Here is a 19,007-nt window from a genome sequence, read left to right as displayed (position 1 = left end):
CGCGATCCGTCCGTACCGTACGGCGCCGAAGGCGGGGCCGGCCGGTCACAGCACTGGCTACGCGCCGCAGCTCCGCAGGAACTGGCGGGTGCGGGTGGCGATGGGCAGCGGCTTGTCGGGCGGGCACGGGTACATGTCCTGCTCGACGATGGCGAAGAGATCCACGTCCAGCTTGGCCGCCGCGGCGAGGACCGGCTCCAGCGCGGGCACCCCGGTCGGCGGCTCGCACATCACCCCGCGGCCGACCGCGGGGCCGAACGGCACCTCGTTCGCCACGACATCGGCGAGGATCTCCGGATCCACCTGCTTGAGGTGGAGATAGCCGATCCGCTCGCCGTAGGTCTCGATCAGCTTGACGCTGTCGCCCCCGCAGTAGGCGTAGTGACCGGTGTCCAGGCAGAGCGAGACCAGATCGGGATCGGTCGCGTCGAGGAACCGGCTGACGTTCTCCTCGCTGTCGATATGCGTGTCGGCGTGCGGGTGGACGACGATGCTCAGCCCGTACCGGTCCCGCACCTCACGGCCGAGGCGCTCGGTCTGGGCCGTCAGGTCGCGCCACTGCTGCGGGGTGAGCGTGCTGTCCTCCAGCACCTCGCCGGTCTTGTCGTCCCGCCAGAACGACGGGATGACGACGAGATGTTCCGCGCCCATCTCCCGCGTGAGCGCGGCGATGTCCGCGACATGGGCCCAGGTCTTCTCCCAGACCGCGGGGCCGTGGTGCAGCCCGGTGAAGACGGTCCCGGCGGAGACCTTCAGCCCGCGCCGGGCGGTCTCGTCGCGCAGCCGCTCTGGATCGGACGGGAGATAGCCGTAGGGACCGAGTTCGATCCACTCGTAGCCGGCTTCGGCGACCTCGTCGAGGAAGCGCTGCCAGGGAACCTGCTGGGGGTCGTCGGGAAACCACACACCCCAGGAGTCGGGGGCGGACCCGACCCTGATGCGGTTCGACGTGGGAACGGAGGAGGTCATACCGGTCAGCTTTCAGGCCATTCGGAAAGAGTGTCAACCCATCGTCCGGATGTAAGGACAAAATGTTGACAGGCCCCGGGCGCGACCAGCAAGGTGGTGCCCGGCACCGGCACCGGAATCTCCCCACGATCGCCCCATGATCTGCCGCGCCCGGCCGCCGCCGCTGCCGAAGGGATGAGGTGATCCGCGTCGACGTGTCCGAGCTGGCCGGGATCCGCGCGCGCCACCCCGAAGCCGTCACCGAGGCCGCCGAGCGCCGCGTCCGGCGGCCCCTGCTCCGCCCCGCCGGCGGTTCCGGCGACGCCTTGGCCACCGGTCGGCTGATGATCGTCGCGGCGGACCATCCAGCGCGCGGCGCGCTCGCCGTCGGGGACCGCCCCCTGGCCATGGCCAACCGCCACGACCTGCTGGAACGGCTCTGCCTCGCCCTGTCACGCCCCGGCGTCGACGGCGTACTCGCCACCGCCGACATCCTCGACGACCTGCTGCTCCTCGGCGCTCTGGAGAACCGCGTCGTCATCGGCTCGATGAACCGCGGCGGCCTCGCGGGCGCCGCCTTCGAACTCGACGACCGCTTCACCGGACACCGTCCCGAAGACCTCGCCCGGCTCCGTTTCGACGCGGGCAAACTCCTCCTCCGTATCGACTACGACGACCCCGGCTCCCTCGACACCCTCCACTCCGCCGCGCGCGCCATCGACGCCATGGCGGAGCGCCGGCTGCCGGTCCTCGTCGAGCCGTTCCTCTGCCGCCGCGTCGCCGGCCGGCTCCGTACCGACCTCGGCGCGGACGCCGTGACGCGGTCGATCGCCATCGCCTCGGGGCTCGGCGGCACCTCCGCGTACACCTGGCTGAAGGTGCCCGTCACCGAGAACCCCGACGACATGGCGCGGGTGCTGGAGACCTCGACCCTGCCCGCGGTCCTGCTGGGCGGCGAGACCGGCGGCGACCAGGAGGGCGCGTACGAGAAGTGGCGCGGGGCGCTGCGCCTGCCGACCGTCCAGGGGCTGGTCGTGGGCCGGTCGCTGCTCTATCCGTCCGACGGCGATGTGGCAGGCGCCGTCGATACGGCCGTGGGGCTCCTCTGAGGTGGCCGGCGATGAGGTCGGAGGTGTGGTCGGAGGTGTGGCCGGCGATGTGGTCGGAGAGGTGGTCGGAGACCTTGGGGACCGGCGGTTGTACCGTGCGCACGTACCGTGAGATCCACTGAACCGCTGGGCGGCGAGAGCGCTTTCGGCGGGGTCACCGACCTCGCCCGGAAGCCCCCGCGACGCCCAAGCACAGATCGCCTCCGGCGCGGAGGCCGTTTCGCCCTGGCAGGAGCGGAACGCGAGCGAGTGCTCCCCGCTCGCACGGCCCCGCGCCGGAGGTTTCCCGTCCCCGCGGCACGTCCTCCGGGAGGCGCCGCGGCAGGTGTCTATGCGGAGACCGGAACGTCAGACACAGTTTCGGGCGACCCGCGCGTCCCGGCGTGGTGGGATGGCCCCGTTGTCTCCGTGGCCGGGAGCGCACACCGCCGTCTGTGAGGGAGAGAAGAGATGAAGACCGTCAACCACTGGATCGGTGGCAAGACCGTCGAGGGCGCCTCGGGCAACTGGGGACCGGTCACCGACCCCGCGACCGGCGCAGTCACCACCCAGGTCGCCCTCGCCTCCGCCGAAGAGGTGGACAGCGCGGTAGCCGCCGCGAAGGCCGCGTACGCCACGTGGGGAACCTCGTCGCTCGCGCAGCGGACGGCCGTTCTCTTCCGCTACCGCGCGCTGCTCGACGCGCGCCGTGACGACATCGCCGCGGCGATCACCGCCGAGCACGGCAAGGTGCACTCGGACGCGCTCGGCGAGGTGGCGCGCGGACTCGAAATCGTCGAGCTGGCCTGCGGGATCACCACCCAGCTCAAGGGGGAGCTGTCCACCCAGGTCTCCAGCCGGGTGGACGTGTCCTCGATCCGGCAGCCGCTGGGCGTCGTCGCGGGCATCACACCGTTCAACTTCCCGGCGATGGTGCCGATGTGGATGTTCCCGCTGGCCATCGCCTGTGGCAACACCTTCGTCCTCAAGCCCAGCGAGAAGGACCCCTCCCCGGCCAACCTGCTGGCGGAGCTGGCCGCCGAGGCCGGACTGCCCGACGGTGTGCTCAACGTCGTGCACGGCGACAAGGTCGCCGTGGACTCCCTCCTCGCGCATCCGGACGTGGCGGCGGTCTCCTTCGTCGGCTCCACCCCGATCGCCCGCTACATCCACACCACCGCCTCGGCCAACGGCAAGCGCGTACAGGCGCTCGGCGGCGCGAAGAACCACATGCTGGTCCTGCCGGACGCGGACCTCGACGCGGCGGCGGACGCGGCGGTCTCGGCCGCGTACGGTTCGGCGGGCGAGCGCTGCATGGCGATCTCGGCCGTCGTGGCCGTCGGCGCGATCGGCGACGAACTGGTCGCGAAGATCCGCGAGCGCGCCGAGAAGATCAAGATCGGCCCCGGCGACGACCCGGCCTCCGAGATGGGCCCGCTCATCACCCGGGCGCACCGCGACAAGGTCGCCGGATACGTCACGGGCGCGGCGGCCCAGGGCGCCGAAGTCGTCCTGGACGGTACGGGATACACGGTGGAGGGGCACGAGGACGGCCACTGGATCGGGCTGTCCCTGCTCGACCGGGTCTCCACCGACTCCGACGCGTACCGCGACGAGATCTTCGGCCCGGTGCTCTGCGTCCTGCGCGCGGAGACCTACGACGAGGGCGTCGCGCTCATCAACGCCTCGCCGTTCGGCAACGGCACGGCCATCTTCACCCGCGACGGCGGCGCGGCCCGCCGCTTCCAGCTGGAGATCGAGGCCGGCATGGTCGGGGTGAACGTACCGATTCCCGTCCCGGTCGGCTACCACTCCTTCGGCGGCTGGAAGGACTCGCTCTTCGGGGACCACCACATCTACGGCAACGACGGCGTGCACTTCTACACGCGCGGCAAGGTCGTCACCACCCGCTGGCCCGACCCGGCCGACGCCCCGTCCGGCGTGGACCTGGGCTTCCCGCGCAACCACTGACGCGGAGCGCCCCGACACAGCGGAGCGTCCCGACAGCGTCCCGACAGCGGCTCGTACGGCGCCACATGCCGTACGGGCCGCTGTCGCGTACGCCCCCGTACGCCTCCGTACACCCGTGTGCACCCGCGTGCACCCGCGTACGCCTCGGCCCGAGGCCCGTTCTCCCGTAACCGCCGCCGTGACAGGCGCGTTGACCGTCCGCAGTCGTACGACTCGCGTGACTCGCGTGCCCCCGCGCTGGATCGGAAGCAGGAGAACACACATGTGTGGCATCACCGGCTGGGTCTCCTTCGACCGTGACCTGAGATCCGCGTCCACCACCGTGGACGCGATGACGGAGACGATGTCCTGCCGCGGCCCGGACGACCGCGGCACCTGGATCAGCGGCCCCGCGGCGCTCGGCCACCGCCGGCTGGCCATCATCGACCTGCCCGGCGGGCGGCAGCCGATGACGCTGGACACTCCGGAGGGCACGCTCGCCCTCGTCTACTCCGGCGAGACGTACAACTTCACCGAGCTCCGCCGGGAACTCACCGACAGGGGACACCGGTTCACCACGAACTCCGACACGGAGGTCGTCCTACAGGCGTATCTCCGGTGGGGCGAGGCGGTCGCGGAGCGGCTGAACGGCATGTACGCCTTCGCCATCTGGGACGGCCGGCACCAGAAACTGGTGATGATCCGGGACCGGATGGGCATCAAGCCGTTCTCGTACTACCCGACGCCCGACGGGGTGCTGTTCGGCTCCGAGCCCAAGGCCATTCTCGCCAACCCGCTCGCCCGCGCCCGGGTCGGCCTCGACGGCCTGCGGGAACTGTTCGCCTTCGTCAAGACGCCCGGCCACGGCGTATGGGAGGGCATGTACGAGGTCGAGCCCGGCACCGTCGTCACCGTGGACCGCGCCGGATCGCGCCGGCGCGTCTACTGGTCGCTGGAGACCCGGCCGCACACCGATGACCTCGACACGACGGTGCGGCAGGTCCGTACGCTCCTCGACGACATCGTGCGGCGGCAGCTGGTGGCCGATGTGCCGGTCTGCACCCTCCTCTCCGGCGGACTCGACTCCTCCGCCATGACGGCGCTCGCGGCGCGGCAGCTCGCGGAGACCGGTGAGACCGTACGCAGCTTCTCCGTCGACTTCGCCGGCCGTACGGAGAACTTCGTCGCCGACGCGTTCCGCGCCACCCCCGACGAGCCCTTCGTGCACGACGTCGCACGCGCCTCGGGCACGGACCACCAGGACATCGTGCTCGACTCGACGGCCCTGGCGGACCCCGAGGTCCGCACCCGGATGATCAGGGCCCGCGATCTCCCCCTGGGGCTAGGGGACATGGACTCCTCCCTCTACCTGCTCTTCCGGGCGATCCGGCAGCGCTCCACGGTCGCGCTCTCCGGGGAGTCGGCGGACGAGGTCTTCGGCGGCTACCTCCAGTTCTTCGACGAGCGCGCGCGGAAGGCCGACATGTACCCCTGGCTCGTCGAGTTCGAGGAGCACTTCGGCGACGACGCGGGGGTGCTGCGGCCCGAGGTGAACCGGAGCATCGATCTGCCCGTCTTCATCCGCGACAGCTACGCCACCGCCGTCGCCGGCATCGAACGGCTGTCCGGCGAGAGCGACTTCGAGTACCGGATGCGGAAGATCTGCCACCTCCATCTGACCCGTTTCGTACGGATCCTGCTGGACCGGAAGGACCGGGCGAGCATGGCGGTGGGGCTGGAGGTGCGGGTGCCGTTCTGCGATCACCGGCTGGTCGAGTACGTCTACAACACCCCGTGGTCCTTCAAATCCTTCGACGGCAGGGAGAAGAGCCTGCTGCGGGAGGCGACGGCCGATGTCCTGCCGCGGTCGGTGTACGACCGGGTGAAGAGCCCGTACCCCTCCACCCAGGACCCCGGGTACGCGGTCGCCCTCCAGGAGCAGACCAGGGAACTGCTCGCCCGCCCCGACCATCCGGTCTTCGGCCTGGTGGACGCGGCCAAGGTCGCGCGCCTCGCGGAGCGCCGCACCCCGCAGAGCACGACGGCGTCGCGGCGTGGCATGGAACGGACCCTGGACCTCGCGCTCTGGATGGACCTCTACAACCCGGAGGTCTCCTTCGCCTGACGGCGGCGGCCATCGCCTGACTGCGGTGGCAATGGCCTGATGGCGGCGGCAATGGAGTGAAGCTGCCCGGGACTCGCCGTGCGGATCGAGGGTGCCCTCTCCGCCAGGTGGTTTATATGACAGGGGGTCGATACGAGAAAGGGATGACCCGATGTCAGGACACTTCGAGCTCTACCAGGACAAGGCCGGGAAGCACCGCTTCCGCCTCAAGGCGGGCAACGGCGAGATCATCGCCGTGGGCGAGGCGTACAACAGCAAGGCGTCCGCGGAGAAGGGCATCGCCTCGGTGAAGGCGAACGCGGCCGAGGCGCCCGTGAAGGACATGGAGACCGGGAAGAAGTAGCCCGCCGGGCGAGGTGGGGCGAGTGAGGTGCGCGGGGCGAGCGGGCCGCCGGGGTGCGGCAGCCGTCAGGCGCAGCCGCCGTCTCCCTCGCCCTTTCCTTCGCTCTTCCCTTCGCCCGCCGCCTCGTCGTCGAGTTCGGCGGTGTCCAGCGCGTGGGTGAGCCGGTCGAGCCTGGCCCGCAGGTCGTTGATCTCGTCGAGGCCGAACCCGGTGGCCGCCGCGATCCGCGGCGGCACGGTCAGCGCCCGCTCCCGCAGCGCCGTACCGCTCCCGGTGAGGTGGATGTGTACCGTCCGCTCGTCCCGGGTACCGCGCTCGCGCCGCAGCAGCCCGGCGCTCTCCAGCCGCTTCAGCAGCGGGGACAGGGTCCCGGAGTCGAGCCGCAGCTGCTCGCCCAGCTCTTTGACGGGGAGCGGGCCGCGCTCCCAGAGCACCAGCATCACCAGGTACTGCGGGTAGGTGAGCCCGAGGTCCTTCAGGAGGACGCGGTAGACGCCGCCGAAGGCGCGCGAGGCGGCGTGCAGAGAGAAACAGATCTGCCGGTCCAGGCGGAGGTAGTCCTCGGCGGCGGCGGTGGTGGTGGTTGGGGTCGGCGAGGAGGGTGGCGGGGTCGTCGGGGTCGGCGAGGAGGGTGGCGGGGTCGTCGGGGTCGGCGTCGCGGTCATGGGGTCCAGGGTAGCTCAGTGCGCGGCATTTGATTGCGCACAATTTAATTGTGTGCTCTACTTCTACTCGACGGCGGCGGACAGCCGCCGACCAGGACGAGAGGAATGGTTTCCATGGACGCGCTCTACACCGCTGTGGCCACTGCGAACGGCCGTGAGGGGCGGGCCGTCAGCTCCGACGGCCAGCTGGACCTGCCGCTCGCCATGCCGCCGGCGCTGGGCGGCGACGGCAAGGGCACCAACCCCGAGCAGCTCTTCGCCGCCGGGTACGCGGCGTGCTTCGCCAGCGCCCTGGGCCTGGTCGGCCGGCAGGCGAAGGTCGACACCAGCGACATCTCGGTGACCGCCGAGGTCGGCATCGGCAAGGACGGCACCAGCTTCGGCCTCGCCGTCACCCTGCGTGTCGAGCTTCCCGACAGTCTCTCCGGCGAGATCGGCGAGGGACTCGTGCGGCAGGCCCACGAGGTCTGCCCGTACTCGAAGGCCACCCGGGGCAACATCGAGGTCACCCTCATCACCGAGTAGCGGCGCTACGGGCCCCGGAACGGCGACGGCCCGCCCGGAGGGCCGGGCGGGCCGTCGCCAGCGGAGCCTCGGGGCTGCCCGCATTGGCCGCTGTGGTCAAGGCTATTGGTCTTGTGGGTACCGGTGCCGGGCTCTCTCCTGTGCCCAAACCGGGCTCCCGTCATCCATAGGTGGACATCGGCGGTAACTTGTCATGTCCGCACGGGCGAGCTTCGCGTTGTGCCGCACCCGACCGGAGACCTGCCAGTCGACCCCGCCCGGTGAACGGTAACCACTCTGGAGAATCGGAGGACATACCGTTCGGCTCACCGGCCGATGCCCCGCCTCCGCGGTCGGTTGACAGGTTCCGCTTCGCTCGCCATCCCCGCAATATTCGGTGGCCGGCCGGAACACGGTTCAGCAGCCTTGCCCCATGCCAGAACCGCAACACCGAATCCGCGCGCTCCACACGGAATCCACGATCACCGTCTACCAGGCCTACGCGCCCGAAATCGGCCTGCCCGCAGCGCGCGACGGCCGCTTCCCCGGCGAGTGGAAGCGCGACCGCATGACATGGATCAAGCCGTCGTTCCTCTGGATGATGTACCGCAGCGGCTGGGGTACCAAGGAGGGTCAGACGACGGTCCTGGCGGTGGAGATCAGCCGCTCCGGCTTCGACTGGGCGCTGCGGAACGCCTGCCTCTCGCACTACGCGCCCTCGGTCCACGCCGACCGGGCCTCCTGGAAAAGGGAGTTGAAGCGGGCGCCGGCGCGGGTGCAGTGGGATCCGGAACGCGACCTCCACCTGAACCCGCTGCCCCTGCGGTCACTTCAGCTCGGGCTGGTGGGGGAGGCGGCGCGCCGGTACGCGGATGAGTGGACCGTGTCCGTACGGGACGTGACGCCGCTCGCGCACCGGGTGCGCGCTGCCGTACGGGACGGGGACCTGGCCGCGGCGGCGGCGCTGTTGCCGGTGGAGACGGGGTACCCGGCGGGTGACGATTTGGCGGGGCGGCTGGTGGTGTCGACGCCAAAGCCTGACGAGTGCCCGCGGTGACCAGGCGCCGACCGAGCCCAACTGGCCTACCGCATCACGCCGGACAGCCCGCGCACACTCCACGCAGTCTGACCGCGCGCACACTCGAACTGTCGAAACCTGTGTCACTTACTCAAGTGCGGCTCGCTCCGCTCCCCGCGCGCGGCCCGGCGGCGCGGGACTGCACTCCTGCCTCCGCCCGCTCCAGCCCGGTCGGGGGCAGGGCAGCGCTGTAGTATCCGGCGCCATTGGTCGTGGCTGACTGGTCGACAGAGGCTCAGGCGGCTCAGTTGGAAGTTGATGCCGGCCGCTGTCAGGGCGTCGCTCAGCTCTGTTGCTGCCTGGGTCGCGTCCCGCCAGCCGGTGAGGTAGTCGACGCCGCGTGTCCAGAGCAGGGCGTCGAGGTTCAGGTCCTCGCCGTCGAATGTGCCGTCCCCGATGCCGTCCATTCTCTCAAGTCCCTTTCCCCGCAAGCTGGCTGAACACTGACCTTGTCGGGGCACGCCGCAAGTGGACACGACGACGGCCCCGGTACCATCGGCACCGGGGTTCGTGATCGTTTGTGAGCGGTCCCCAGCCGGACCACCCCGCGCCTGCCAGGGTTTGAGGGGTGGTCCGGTGTTGTTTGAGGTCAGTAGCGTTGCCGGCCGCCGGGGCACTGGATGGACTTGCGGCAGTCGGGTGCGTCGTCGGGCGTGGGCTCGCTGTCGAGGGCGTAGCAGAGCGAGGCGTGAAGTTTTTCCGCCTCGGCCACGGTCAGGAGCAGCGGGGGAGTGGCTACGTGTTCGCCCTGATGGACGAGGCGTAGAGGAACGGCCAGGGCGCCGTTCTGGTCGCGGGTGATGGGGCGGTCCGCTGCCTGTTCGATCTGCCACTCAGGTTTCGTTTTGTGCGTCGGCCGCTTCATGAGGGTGTCTCCTCGGAGGGCGGCGCGTCGTCGTACAGGTCGGTGTCCGAGCCGGTGTCGTCGTCTTCGGGTTGAGGAAGACGGTCGCCCCTGCTCTCCGCCACCCGCAGCGTGTCGCGCAGCGCTTCGTACAGGCGGGCGCTCAGGTAGCGGAGTTCCCACGGCTTGACGTTGTCGTCCTTGAGCATGTCGGCCGCGTGGCCGAGGAGGACTTCACTGGCCTGGAGCTGTACCTCTTCCATCTGGTCGGCGAGTCGGGAGAGGTGGCTTCTCCCGTCGTCGTCGGTCACCAGGTAGGAGCGCTGTCCGGCCGGGCCGAGCCACGGCAGGAGACGGGGGTTCTTGCTCATCGGGCCACCGCCGTCCAGTGGGTGTCCGTGGCCGGACCGGGCCGCGTGCCGCGCTCGTGCGCGATGACGTACGGGCGGATGAGGCGTACGTCCTCACCGCGGATCGCGGGCCAGACGTACGGGTCGGGAACGCGCGGGCCGTCCGGCGTGGGTGGGGTCACGCAGTGTGCGAAGGAGTTGGTTTCGGCCGCTCGGTGGTTTCCGGGGGCGGGAAGTAGCAGTCTCAGCAGCGACTCGAAAATCCTGCCGATAAGGTTCCGCATGTCTACCTGCTTTCCTCAGGTGGGCCATGCCCCGGGATGCCGTCACGCATCGCCGGGGTGTCTTGTCTCGACAGTCAACGACCGTCTGTGGCCGTGCGGCAGCGTTCATAAGGGGGTTCACGTACACACGTGGGTCCGTGAATTTCCGGCATGGGGGTTCACCATGAACCCCCTTGGCCGACATTGCTGTGACAGGATGGATACGCGTAGTGACGTTTGGGGGTGTCGGCAGAACGTGAGCAGATCACCGAACCATCAGTTGGCCGCCGTCATGGCGGAGGCCGGGTCCTCGAACAAGGGACTGGCCAAGCGCGTCTGCGAGGTTGCGCGGCGCCACGGTGAGCAGGTGGGAACTACGCACATTGCCGTGCAGCGCTGGTTGAACGGGGGCGGGATCCAGCGTCAGACCGCCGCGTTCGTCGCCGAAGCACTGAGCGAGAAGTTACGGCGGAGGGTCACGCCGAAGGATCTTGGCTTCCCCGGTACGGCGCTGACGCCCGAACCCTTGGCGGGTATGAGCTACGCCGGTTCTCTGGCCGAAGCGCTCAGTACCCTTGAAAGTCTTACGCATCAGCGGCCCGAAGACAGCCCGGGGAACGAGCCTCCCGTGCCCGACAGCGATGTTCACTTCGCCGCCCTTGCTTGGCTGGTATCCCGTCCGGACGGTGTGCCCATTGACGCCCCGGCCACCCGCCGCGTCGGCATGCGCGATGTCGCGGCCATCCGGACCGCCGCCGGGTTCTTCATGCAGCTCGACTTCCAATTCGGCGGCGGACACGCGCACAAGGCGTTCCGCCACTACTTCCGCGAAGAGGTCCTGCCCCTCCTCGGCGCCGGCTACAGCGCCAAGGTGGGGGAAGCGCTGTTCGCGGCAGCGTCCGAGATGTCGCAGCTCCTCGCGTGGAGCGCGTACGACAGCGGAATCCACGCGCTCGCGGACCGCTATCTGATGTCGACGCTGCGACTGACGCAGGTCTCCGGCGACCGCATGATGGGTGCGCGCATCCTCACCAACATGAGCCACCAGGCGAACTATCTGGGCCGAGCACCCCGGGCCGTCACGCTCGCCCGCGCGTCGGTGGAGGGCGGGAAGGGCAGTTCGACCCCACGGGCCATGGCGCTCTTCTCCGCTCACGAGGCCCGCGCGCTGTCCACCGCGCAGGATCACAAGGGCGCCGCCCGTGCGATGAACGACGCCGAGAGGTACTTCGAGCGAGCCGACAGCGGTGGGGATCCTGAGTGGCTCGCTTATATGGACGAAGCCGAGCTGATCGGCGAGTTCTGCCACTGCTTCCGGGACCTGGGGCAAGGCGCGGAGGCCGTCCGGTTCGCCGAGCGCGCCGTCGCCCTCACCGACCCCAAGTACGCCCGTACGCTGGGCTTCTGCCGCATGGTGCTCGCGCAGAGCCACCTGCTCAACGGAGACCTTGACGCAGCCGTGACGACCGCCGGTCTCGCCGTCGAAGCCGGAGACGCCCTCCAGTCCGCCCGGTTCCAGCGGTACGTGGGCGACTTCCAGCGCGAGGTGTCCGTTCACGGGACGCTCCCGATGGTCCAGCAGTTCAACGGGCAGGTACGGGAGGCGATGGAGCGGCTGGACGACGGCGAGTAGCCGAAGCGCTCAGCTCAGCCCGGGTTCCAGTCGCGGGGCGCGTCGTCATTCCGCAGCGAGGAGATACGTCGGTCGTACTCCGCCGCTGTCTCGGGGCTCTGGGCGACGTTCTGCATGAGCCACGTCGTCATGTTGAACTCCTGCACCGCCCGAAGCGTCGGGAATCCGGACCAGGTACGGAGATCCCGCCCGTACGCACCGACGAAGTCGCCGTACTCCTCGGGGCTCTGCCACCCCAGGCTGTGGTGCTCGGTGGCCGTGACCATCAGATCCCACTCGGGGAAGTCGTAGCTGAACCTCTCCAGGTCGATCAGGATCACCCGGTCGTTCCTGTCCACCATCAGGTTCTGTACGTGGGCGTCCCCGTGCACGGGCCCTTTCTCGGAGTCGAACCGGAGATCCCCCACCCGGTCCCGCAGCTCACGCGCCCGCTTGCGCAGAAACGCCCGGTCGTCCTCCGCTATGTCCACCGCCGTGTTGATCCGGCGGTCCGTCCGGTCCAGGACCGGGTACGGGGGCAGCGTCAGCCCGGTCGGCAGGCTCAGCGCGTGCAGGTCGCGCAGCACCCCGCCCAGCTCCCCGTACGTCGGCTTCCGGTCGCTCTCCTTGATCAGGTGCCAGAACGTCACCGGGTGACCGTCGACGACCATCGGTTGTTCGAGGTCATCGATCACCCGCGTGACCGGGAAGCTCTCGCCCGCCAGCCAGCGCGACACCAGCACCTCACCCCGAGCTGACTCCAGGTATTCCGTGGAGCGGGCGATCCGTACCACCACCGGGTGCGCGGCGAGACGGAACAGCGCGTTTTCTCCCAGCCGGAGAAGTCGGGCGCCGTCACCGTCGAGTCCTGCGCGTCGGCATGCCAGAGCCATCACCTCTGCGGCGCGGGCCGCCGTGAAGCCCGTACCCGCACTTCCCGCCGCAGTAGATGGCATGCCCTTCCCCACTCCCTGGCCCGCAACAGACGTCAATGCGACCGTACCCACGGGAAGCGGTGGCAGACGAGCCGGGCATGGCACGAAAGAGAAAGGGACTTCAGCTCGGGCTGGTGGGGGAGGCGGCGCGGCGGTACGCGGATGAGTGGACCGTGTCCGTACGGGACGTGACACCGCTCGCGCACCGGGTGCGTGCTGCCGTACGGGACGGGGACCTGGCCGCGGCGGCTGCGCTGTTGCCGGTGGAGACGGGGTACCCGGCGGGTGGCGACTTGGTGGGGCGGCTGGTGGCTTCGCGTGCCAGAGCCTGATGCGAACGCGTGACCCCGATCGAGGCACCCACGCGACCGATAGGCGGCCGCCCAGCGTTTGGGTCCCTCCTCTTCCCTCTCAACCTCCCAGCAAAACAAGACTGTTGATACAGAATCACAACATTTGCGAGATCATTTACACAACTCCTACCTCTACTGTTTTCAACAACAGCAGGACAGCACGACAGCTCGCCACGGATGACAACGGGCAGAGCAGGTGGTTCGGCTGACACCTCTGAACGCAGCACAACCAACCCACCCAGTCTTCGGAGTTACGCATGCGCTCGCGCCCCACCTCCCGTCTCGCCCGCCTTGCCCTGGCGGTCACGGCGGTAACGGCCATCGCCGCCACCGCCACCGCTTGCGACTCGGACGACACCGCCGACGCGGCCGCCGGCAGTAGCCCCTCGGCGAGCGAGAGTTCCGCCTCTCCTGCGCCGAGCGACAGCGCCTCCTCCCCTTCGGACTCCGCCTCGGCCAGCCCGGACGCCGACAGCAGCGGTTCGAGCTCTGGCGGTTCCAGCTCTGGCGGTTCGAGCTCTGGCGGTTCGACGGGCGGCTCCACCAGCGGCGGCTCGGGCTCCAGTGGCTCCACCGGTTCCGGTTCCAGCGGTTCCGGTTCCAGCGGCTCGGGTTCCACCGGCTCGGGTTCCGGCTCCGGCAGCGACGACAGCGCCAAGGGCGGTTACGGGCAGGCGTGCGGAAACGGCGACCTGAACCTCACGGTCGGCACGGACAGCCAGGCCGGCGGCTACATGTTCGTCAAGGCCACGGCCAAGTCCGGCATCACCTGCAACTTGGGTGACATGCCGTCGCTCTTCTACGGCGCCGACGTGGACGGCAATGCCACCATCGACAAGAAGGACAAGTCCGAGAACATCAAGCTCACCGGTTCCGCCGTCGCCTACCTCGGCGTCATGCCCATCTCCGTCGACGACGGCGCGGCCAAGGAGTACAGCAACTTCTCCCTCATCACCTTCGAGACCGACACGCCCGTCACGTTCAAGGTCCCCAAGGGCTGGGGCGAGGTCAACAAGCCCATCGTCTCGTACTGGCACACCGACCAGCAGAAGGCCATCCCCAACCTCCGGAACTAATGATCCGGCCGGGCTCTGAAGGCTTGACCCGGCTGTTCACTGTCCGCCCTGGGGGAGGCGGACAGCTCCTGCTGGACTACTCGGACCGGCGGTCCGAGCGCGATGCTCAGCGCATCGCCAGCTCAAGGGTGTCGACCCAGTAGGTGACGGTGGACTTGTCGCTCAGGGCGATGCCGGCGCTGCCGGGGGCGGAGAGTGTGGCGGTGCCACCGATGGCCCTCTGCTGGGAGTCGCCGAACTGGACGGTGATGCTCTTCTCGCGGTGCATGTTGTTGGCATCACCCGTCTCCAGACGGATTGAGGAGTAGGCGGTGGCGCCAGGCTCCAGGAATATCCCGGCGTTGTAGGCGGTGCTGGTCGCTTCGAAAAGTGGCGCCTGGGCGTTCGGCCAGCCGACGAACGGGAAGCCGTGCAGGCTGCAGGCTGTGGACGTCTTGTTGGTGGCCTTCAGAATGGCGGCCGGCACGGTACCGCCGGTGGCTTCGAGCTTGACGCTGACAGAGCTGGTGTCGCACGAACGGGCCTCGGGTACGTCCTCGTCGTCGTCCGTGCTGCTCCCGCCGCCCGTGGATCCGGAGGAGCTGGAGCCGCCGGTGGATCCGGAGCCGCCCGTGGAGCTGGAGCCGCCGGAGGAGCCGGACGAGCCGGAGCCGCCCGTGGAGCCGGAGCTGGTGGAGCCGGTCGAACCCGCCTTGTCGGAGCCCGAATCGCCCGACTCGGACTCCTTCGACGCCTCGGGGGAGGCTGACGCATCGGTGGAGGCCGATGGGCTGGCCGATGTGCTGGCCGATGGGCCGGCGGCGGCCTGGCTGTCATCGCCATCACAGGCCGTCAGCGAGAGCGCGGCGACAGTGGCGAGGGTGGCAAACCCGATGGAACGGGCTGCGCGACGAGCGGACTTCACAGAATCTCCATGCGCTTCGGGTGCGGTGCGACCGCTGCTTCCGCCTGGTCCCACCGCTCCAACTGATCAATACGGAGACTGAGATGGGATCTGCCCGGGGCTGGTTCTGGAGAAAATGTAAAGGTCGTGTAACGGCGCGGCGGCGGGCGGGAGTTGGCCCTCCGGCGACCGCCGCGTTCGTACGGCGGATGTCTTCCCGCCACGGAACCGGGCGCAGTCTTTTGACGCGCCACAGGAGGTTCAGGCCGCGTACTCCGTGAGGTCGATGGCGTGTACGTGGAGGGGGAAGCCGTAGCGGGGGTGGGTGGTGGTGTGGTCCAGGTCCATGCCCAGCTTCCGCATCACGTTCTCGGACGCCTCGTTGCCGGGCCGGCTGATGCTGATGACGCGGTCCAGGCCGCGGTCCTGGAGGGCGAACTCCAGTGCCGCGTGGGCCGCCTCCGACGCGTAACCCTGGCCCCAGAACGGCTGACCCAGGCGCCAGCCGATCTCCACGGCCGGCAGTACCTCGGGCAGGTAGTTCGGTACGGAGAGACCCGTGAAGCCGATGAGTTCGCCCGAGGCGAGCAGTTCGACGGCGAAGAGCCCGAGGCCCTCCTCGTCCCACTCCTCCTCCCACACCTCGATGGCCTCGGCCGTGCCGTCGGTGTCGAGGACCGAGCCGTCGTCGATCCACCGCATGACCTCGGGGTCGGCGTTGATCTCGGCCATGGGGACGAGGTCGTCCTCGTGCCAGCGGCGCAGGAGCAGGCGGGGGGTCTGGATCTCGGTCATTCCCCCATCTTGTCAGGGTACGAAGGAGGGGACGGACCCCGGTTTGGGTCCGTCCCCTCCGTTGCGCTCCTACGCTGTTACGCGCCTGCCCTCAGCGCCCGTCCTCAGCCTCAGCCCTTCAGCCTCAGCGTCAGGATCTGGAACGGGCGCAGCGTCAGGCCGACCGACGCGTCCGAGCCGGGCGTGTACGCCGCCGCCGTCTCGTCCGGCAGCGGGCGTTCCAGCAGGTCCGTCGCCTCGGCCGACACCAGCGGGAAGCTGGTGGACAGCGTCGCCTCGGCGCGGGCGCCGTGGGACTCGTAGAGGCGGACTATCAGGTCGCCCGAGCGGTCGTCGGCCAGCTTGACCGCCTCGATCACCACCGCGTCGGAATCGACGGTCACCAGCGGTGCCACCTCCGCCGAACCGGGGACCGTGCGCTCGGGCAGGTTCAGGTGGTAGCCCTCGCGGACCGCGTCCGCGACCTCGGCGCCGATGACGAAGCCGTAGCTCAGCCGGTGGCGGCCCTGGTCCGTGTCGGGGTCCGGGAAGAGAGGGGCGCGCAGGAGGGAGAGGCGGGCCGTGGTGGTCGTGCCGCCGTCCTCGCGTATGTCCCGGGTGACGTCGTGGCCGTACGTCGAGTCGTTGACCAGCGCCGCACCCCAGCCGCGCTCGCCCACGTGCAGGAAGCGGTGCGCGCAGAACTCGAACTTGGCCGCGTCCCAGCTGGTGTTGGTGTGGGTGGGGCGTTCGACATGCCCGTAGGGGATCTCCGCCGTGGAGTGCGCGGCCCGTACGTCCAGCGGGAAGGCCGCCTTGAGGAGCTTCTCCTTCTCGTGCCAGTCGATGACGTTGTCGATGTCCAGCCGGCGCGCGCCCTCCCGCAGGGTCAGGGTCTGGGTGATCCGGGAGGAGTTGAAGGCGCGGGTCACGGTCACACCGGTCGCCGTCGCCGTTACCTCCTCCACCTCCGTCAGGTCACGGACCGTGTTGCGGTAGAAGGCGTCGATGTCCCAGGCGTCCCACTCGTTCGGGAAGTCCTGGTGCAGCTGGAGCAGGTTGGCCGTCGTGCCGGGGGCCAGCGCCTCGCGGTCCGCGGTCAGATCGTAGGCCGAGGTGATCAGGCCCCGGGCGTCGATCACGACCCGTACCAGGCCGTTGTCCAGGATCAGGTCCGTGCCCTCGGCCACGGGGGTCACCGGGGCCGCGGGCGCCGCCCCGCGGACCGTGCCGCCCAGCGCCGGTACGCCGCCCCGTGCGTGCGGCGCCGCGTTGAAGACGACCTGGCTGTCGCCCGTCGCGGGACCGGCCAGCGAGCGCTGCGCCTCCGCGATCAGCTCGCCCAGCTCGCGCGCCAGCCCGGCGTACGTCTCCTCCGCCTCGCGGTGCACCCACGCGATCGACGTGCCCGGCAGGATGTCGTGGAACTGGTGGAGCAGGACCGTCTTCCAGATGCGGTCCAGCTGCTCGTGGGGGTACTCGAAAGTGCCACGGACCGCCGCCGTCGCCGCCCACAGCTCCGCCTCGCGCAGCAGGTGCTCGCTGCGCCTGTTGCCCTGCTTCCCCGCCAGCTGGCTGGTCAGCGTGCCCCGGTGGAACTCCAGGTACAGCTCCCCGACCCACACCGGCGCGTTCGGATAGTCGGCCTCCGCCTGCTCGAAGAAGTCGGCCGGCTTCTCGATCGCGATCCGGGCCGAGCCCTCCAGGTCGGCCAGACGGTTGGCGCGGGCCACCATCTCGCGGGTCGGGCCGCCGCCGCCGTCCCCGTAACCGAACGGGATCATGGAGCGGTTCGTGGCGCCCTTGTCCTGGAAGTTCCGCACGCTGTGCGCGACTTCCGCGCCGGACAGATCGCTGTTGTACGTGTCGACGGGCGGGAAGTGGCTCAGGATCCGGGTGCCGTCGATGCCCTCCCAGCGGAAGGTGTGGTGCGGGAACTTGTTGGTGGTGTTCCAGGAGATCTTCTGCGTCAGGAACCACTTCACCCCGGCCAGCTTCATCAGCTGCGGCAGCGCCGCGTTGTAGCCGAAGGTGTCGGGCAGCCACATCTCCTCGGTCTCGACGCCGAACTCTTCGAGGTAGAAGCGCTTCCCGTGCACGAACTGGCGCGCCAGCGCCTCGCCGCCCGTGATGTTCGTGTCGGGCTCCACCCAGAGGCTGCCCGTCGGCAGGAACTGCCCGGTCTTCGCCTTCTCCTGGGCCCGCGCGTAGACCTCCGGGCGGTGCTCCTTCAGCCAGGCGAGCTGCTGCGCCTGGGACATCACGAACTTGAACTCCGGGTGGTCGTCCATCAGTTGCGTGACGTTGGAGACCGTACGGGCGACCTTGCGGACCGTCTCGCGCAGCGGCCACAGCCACGCCGTGTCGATGTGCGCGTGGCCGACGGCGGAGATACGGTGCGCGCTCGCGACGGCCGGCGCGGCCAGCGCGGGGGCGAGTGCCTCGCGCGCGGCGGCGGCGCTGCCGCTGATGTCCTGGAGGTCGATGGCGTCCAGCGCGCGCTCGACGGCCTTGGCGAGCTGCCAGCGGCGCGGGGTGTCGGTGGGCAGCTCGTGCATCAGCTGGCCGAGGACGTCGAGGTCCTGGACGAGCTCGAAGACCGTCGCGTCGAAGACCGCGAGGTCCATCCGGCGCAGCCGGTACAGCGGCTCGCCCGCCGGGGTCGAGCCGTGCTCGTCGCCCAGCCAGGCCGCCCGGCCGCCGACCGGGGTCGGGCCGAAGGAGAGCTGGCCGGGTCCTGTGTGCATGACCACCGGGTTGGCGGCGGCCTCGATGTAGCGGACGAACTCCTCGCCCGCCTCGGCGCTCGGGGTCACGGGCAGCCAGGAGTTACGGGGGTTGAGCGCCTTCACGGCGGTCCCGTCGGCCCGGTACACCAGGCCCTCGGTGGAGAAGCCGGGCTCCGTCGTGCCGAATCCCAGGTCGAGCACGGCCTCCACCGGCAGTCCGGCCCACTCGGCCGGGACCGTACCGGAGATCCGGAACCAGCTGGTCGACCACGCGGGTCCCCAGATGTCCCCGACCGCGACCGGGCGGTACGCGGCGGCCAGGCCCTCGGCGACCGGGACGGGCTCGCCGGGTACGTTCCAGATCTCGACCTGGAGCGGAATGGACCGGGCGTGGACGGCGGGCCGTATCCGCGTGTTCAGCACGCGGTCGAGCCGCTGCTCGATCACTTCGCGGTCGTTGTGCATGGGTGGTTCTCCGTAACAGGAA

Annotated in this window: 18 protein-coding genes and 1 pseudogene; 9 read left to right on the top strand and 10 right to left on the bottom strand. The window is 69.8% G+C overall.

Going from position 1 to position 19,007, the window contains the following annotated elements; all coding sequences use genetic code 11:
- Window positions 1-57: 57 nt before the first annotated feature.
- Window positions 58-969 (bottom strand): sugar phosphate isomerase/epimerase, encoded by a 912-nt coding sequence (locus AB0389_RS07570; RefSeq protein WP_366394388.1) that lies wholly within the window; start codon window positions 967-969, stop codon window positions 58-60.
- A 179-nt stretch (window positions 970-1,148) separates the two neighbouring features.
- On the opposite strand from AB0389_RS07570, the gene AB0389_RS07565 reads away from it, so the two are divergent.
- From AB0389_RS07565 to AB0389_RS07550, 4 genes are all read left to right on the top strand, one after another.
- Window positions 1,149-2,057 (top strand): deoxyribose-phosphate aldolase, encoded by a 909-nt coding sequence (locus AB0389_RS07565; protein WP_366394387.1) that lies wholly within the window; start codon window positions 1,149-1,151, stop codon window positions 2,055-2,057.
- Window positions 2,058-2,507: 450 nt separating this feature from the next.
- Window positions 2,508-4,007, top strand: coding sequence for a CoA-acylating methylmalonate-semialdehyde dehydrogenase (gene mmsA, locus AB0389_RS07560; protein WP_366394386.1), 1,500 nt, complete (start codon window positions 2,508-2,510; stop codon window positions 4,005-4,007).
- Window positions 4,008-4,269: 262 nt separating this feature from the next.
- Entirely contained in the window at window positions 4,270-6,111 is a 1,842-nt protein-coding gene (gene asnB / locus AB0389_RS07555; RefSeq protein ID WP_366394385.1) for an asparagine synthase (glutamine-hydrolyzing), read from the top strand.
- Window positions 6,112-6,262: 151 nt separating this feature from the next.
- On the top strand, window positions 6,263-6,454 hold the full coding sequence (locus AB0389_RS07550) for a DUF1508 domain-containing protein (RefSeq protein WP_366394384.1): 192 nt from the start codon (window positions 6,263-6,265) through the stop codon (window positions 6,452-6,454).
- 65 nt (window positions 6,455-6,519) lie between these two features.
- Here AB0389_RS07550 and AB0389_RS07545 read toward each other — a convergent pair whose 3' ends face one another.
- Window positions 6,520-7,119 carry a MarR family transcriptional regulator gene (locus tag AB0389_RS07545; RefSeq protein ID WP_366394383.1) on the bottom strand — a complete coding sequence of 200 codons (600 nt, stop codon included), beginning with the start codon at window positions 7,117-7,119 and terminating at the stop codon, window positions 6,520-6,522.
- 114 nt (window positions 7,120-7,233) lie between these two features.
- On the opposite strand from AB0389_RS07545, the gene AB0389_RS07540 reads away from it, so the two are divergent.
- Together AB0389_RS07540 and AB0389_RS07535 are read left to right on the top strand one after the other, a co-directional pair.
- On the top strand, window positions 7,234-7,644 hold the full coding sequence (locus AB0389_RS07540; protein WP_366394508.1) for an organic hydroperoxide resistance protein: 411 nt from the start codon (window positions 7,234-7,236) through the stop codon (window positions 7,642-7,644).
- Window positions 7,645-8,056: 412 nt separating this feature from the next.
- A complete protein-coding gene (locus tag AB0389_RS07535; protein ID WP_366394382.1) occupies window positions 8,057-8,680 on the top strand; it encodes a DUF4291 domain-containing protein in 624 nt (207 codons plus the stop codon).
- A gap of 104 nt (window positions 8,681-8,784) precedes the next feature.
- Here the strand turns inward: AB0389_RS07535 and AB0389_RS07530 are convergent, their stop codons facing one another.
- The 4 genes from AB0389_RS07530 to AB0389_RS07515 form a co-directional block, all read right to left on the bottom strand.
- On the bottom strand, window positions 8,785-9,108 hold the full coding sequence (locus AB0389_RS07530) for a hypothetical protein (protein ID WP_366394381.1): 324 nt from the start codon (window positions 9,106-9,108) through the stop codon (window positions 8,785-8,787).
- A gap of 182 nt (window positions 9,109-9,290) precedes the next feature.
- The gene (locus tag AB0389_RS07525) at window positions 9,291-9,566 is read right to left on the bottom strand and encodes a hypothetical protein (protein ID WP_366394380.1); all 276 of its coding nucleotides are present in this window, start codon (window positions 9,564-9,566) and stop codon (window positions 9,291-9,293) included.
- The gene (locus tag AB0389_RS07520; protein WP_366394379.1) at window positions 9,563-9,916 is read right to left on the bottom strand and encodes a hypothetical protein; all 354 of its coding nucleotides are present in this window, start codon (window positions 9,914-9,916) and stop codon (window positions 9,563-9,565) included. The genes AB0389_RS07525 and AB0389_RS07520 overlap by 4 nt, the downstream gene beginning before the upstream one ends.
- On the bottom strand, window positions 9,913-10,077 hold the full coding sequence (locus AB0389_RS07515) for a hypothetical protein (RefSeq protein ID WP_366394378.1): 165 nt from the start codon (window positions 10,075-10,077) through the stop codon (window positions 9,913-9,915). Before AB0389_RS07515 ends, AB0389_RS07520 begins: the two co-directional genes overlap by 4 nt.
- A 769-nt stretch (window positions 10,078-10,846) precedes the next feature.
- Here AB0389_RS07515 and AB0389_RS07510 point away from each other — a divergent pair.
- Window positions 10,847-11,791, top strand: coding sequence for a regulator (locus AB0389_RS07510; protein WP_366394376.1), 945 nt, complete (start codon window positions 10,847-10,849; stop codon window positions 11,789-11,791).
- A 14-nt stretch (window positions 11,792-11,805) separates the two neighbouring features.
- Here the strand turns inward: AB0389_RS07510 and AB0389_RS07505 are convergent, their stop codons facing one another.
- On the bottom strand, window positions 11,806-12,726 hold the full coding sequence (locus AB0389_RS07505) for an aminoglycoside phosphotransferase family protein (RefSeq protein ID WP_366394375.1): 921 nt from the start codon (window positions 12,724-12,726) through the stop codon (window positions 11,806-11,808).
- A 92-nt stretch (window positions 12,727-12,818) separates the two neighbouring features.
- On the opposite strand from AB0389_RS07505, the pseudogene AB0389_RS07500 reads away from it, so the two are divergent.
- Both AB0389_RS07500 and AB0389_RS07495 read left to right on the top strand, forming a co-directional pair.
- A pseudogene (locus AB0389_RS07500) lies at window positions 12,819-13,037 on the top strand (DUF4291 family protein); the annotation flags it as partial.
- A 278-nt stretch (window positions 13,038-13,315) separates the two neighbouring features.
- A complete protein-coding gene (locus AB0389_RS07495) occupies window positions 13,316-14,134 on the top strand; it encodes a hypothetical protein (RefSeq protein WP_366394374.1) in 819 nt (272 codons plus the stop codon).
- A gap of 106 nt (window positions 14,135-14,240) precedes the next feature.
- Here the strand turns inward: AB0389_RS07495 and AB0389_RS07490 are convergent, their stop codons facing one another.
- The 3 genes from AB0389_RS07490 to AB0389_RS07480 form a co-directional block, all read right to left on the bottom strand.
- Window positions 14,241-15,038, bottom strand: a complete 798-nt coding sequence (locus tag AB0389_RS07490; RefSeq protein WP_366394373.1) for a DUF4232 domain-containing protein — start codon at window positions 15,036-15,038, stop codon at window positions 14,241-14,243.
- 240 nt (window positions 15,039-15,278) lie between these two features.
- Window positions 15,279-15,812 (bottom strand): GNAT family N-acetyltransferase, encoded by a 534-nt coding sequence (locus AB0389_RS07485; RefSeq protein WP_366394372.1) that lies wholly within the window; start codon window positions 15,810-15,812, stop codon window positions 15,279-15,281.
- Between the two features lie 110 nt (window positions 15,813-15,922).
- Window positions 15,923-18,985: a glycoside hydrolase family 38 C-terminal domain-containing protein gene (locus tag AB0389_RS07480; protein WP_366394371.1), complete on the bottom strand. Its 3,063-nt coding sequence runs from the start codon at window positions 18,983-18,985 to the stop codon at window positions 15,923-15,925.
- Between the last annotated feature and the right edge of the window lie 22 nt (window positions 18,986-19,007).

This window comes from Streptomyces sp. NPDC093109 (assembly GCF_040701725.1).
Classification (GTDB): Bacteria; Actinomycetota; Actinomycetes; order Streptomycetales; family Streptomycetaceae; genus Streptomyces.
This window is presented reverse-complemented; position numbering and strand designations above follow the sequence as displayed.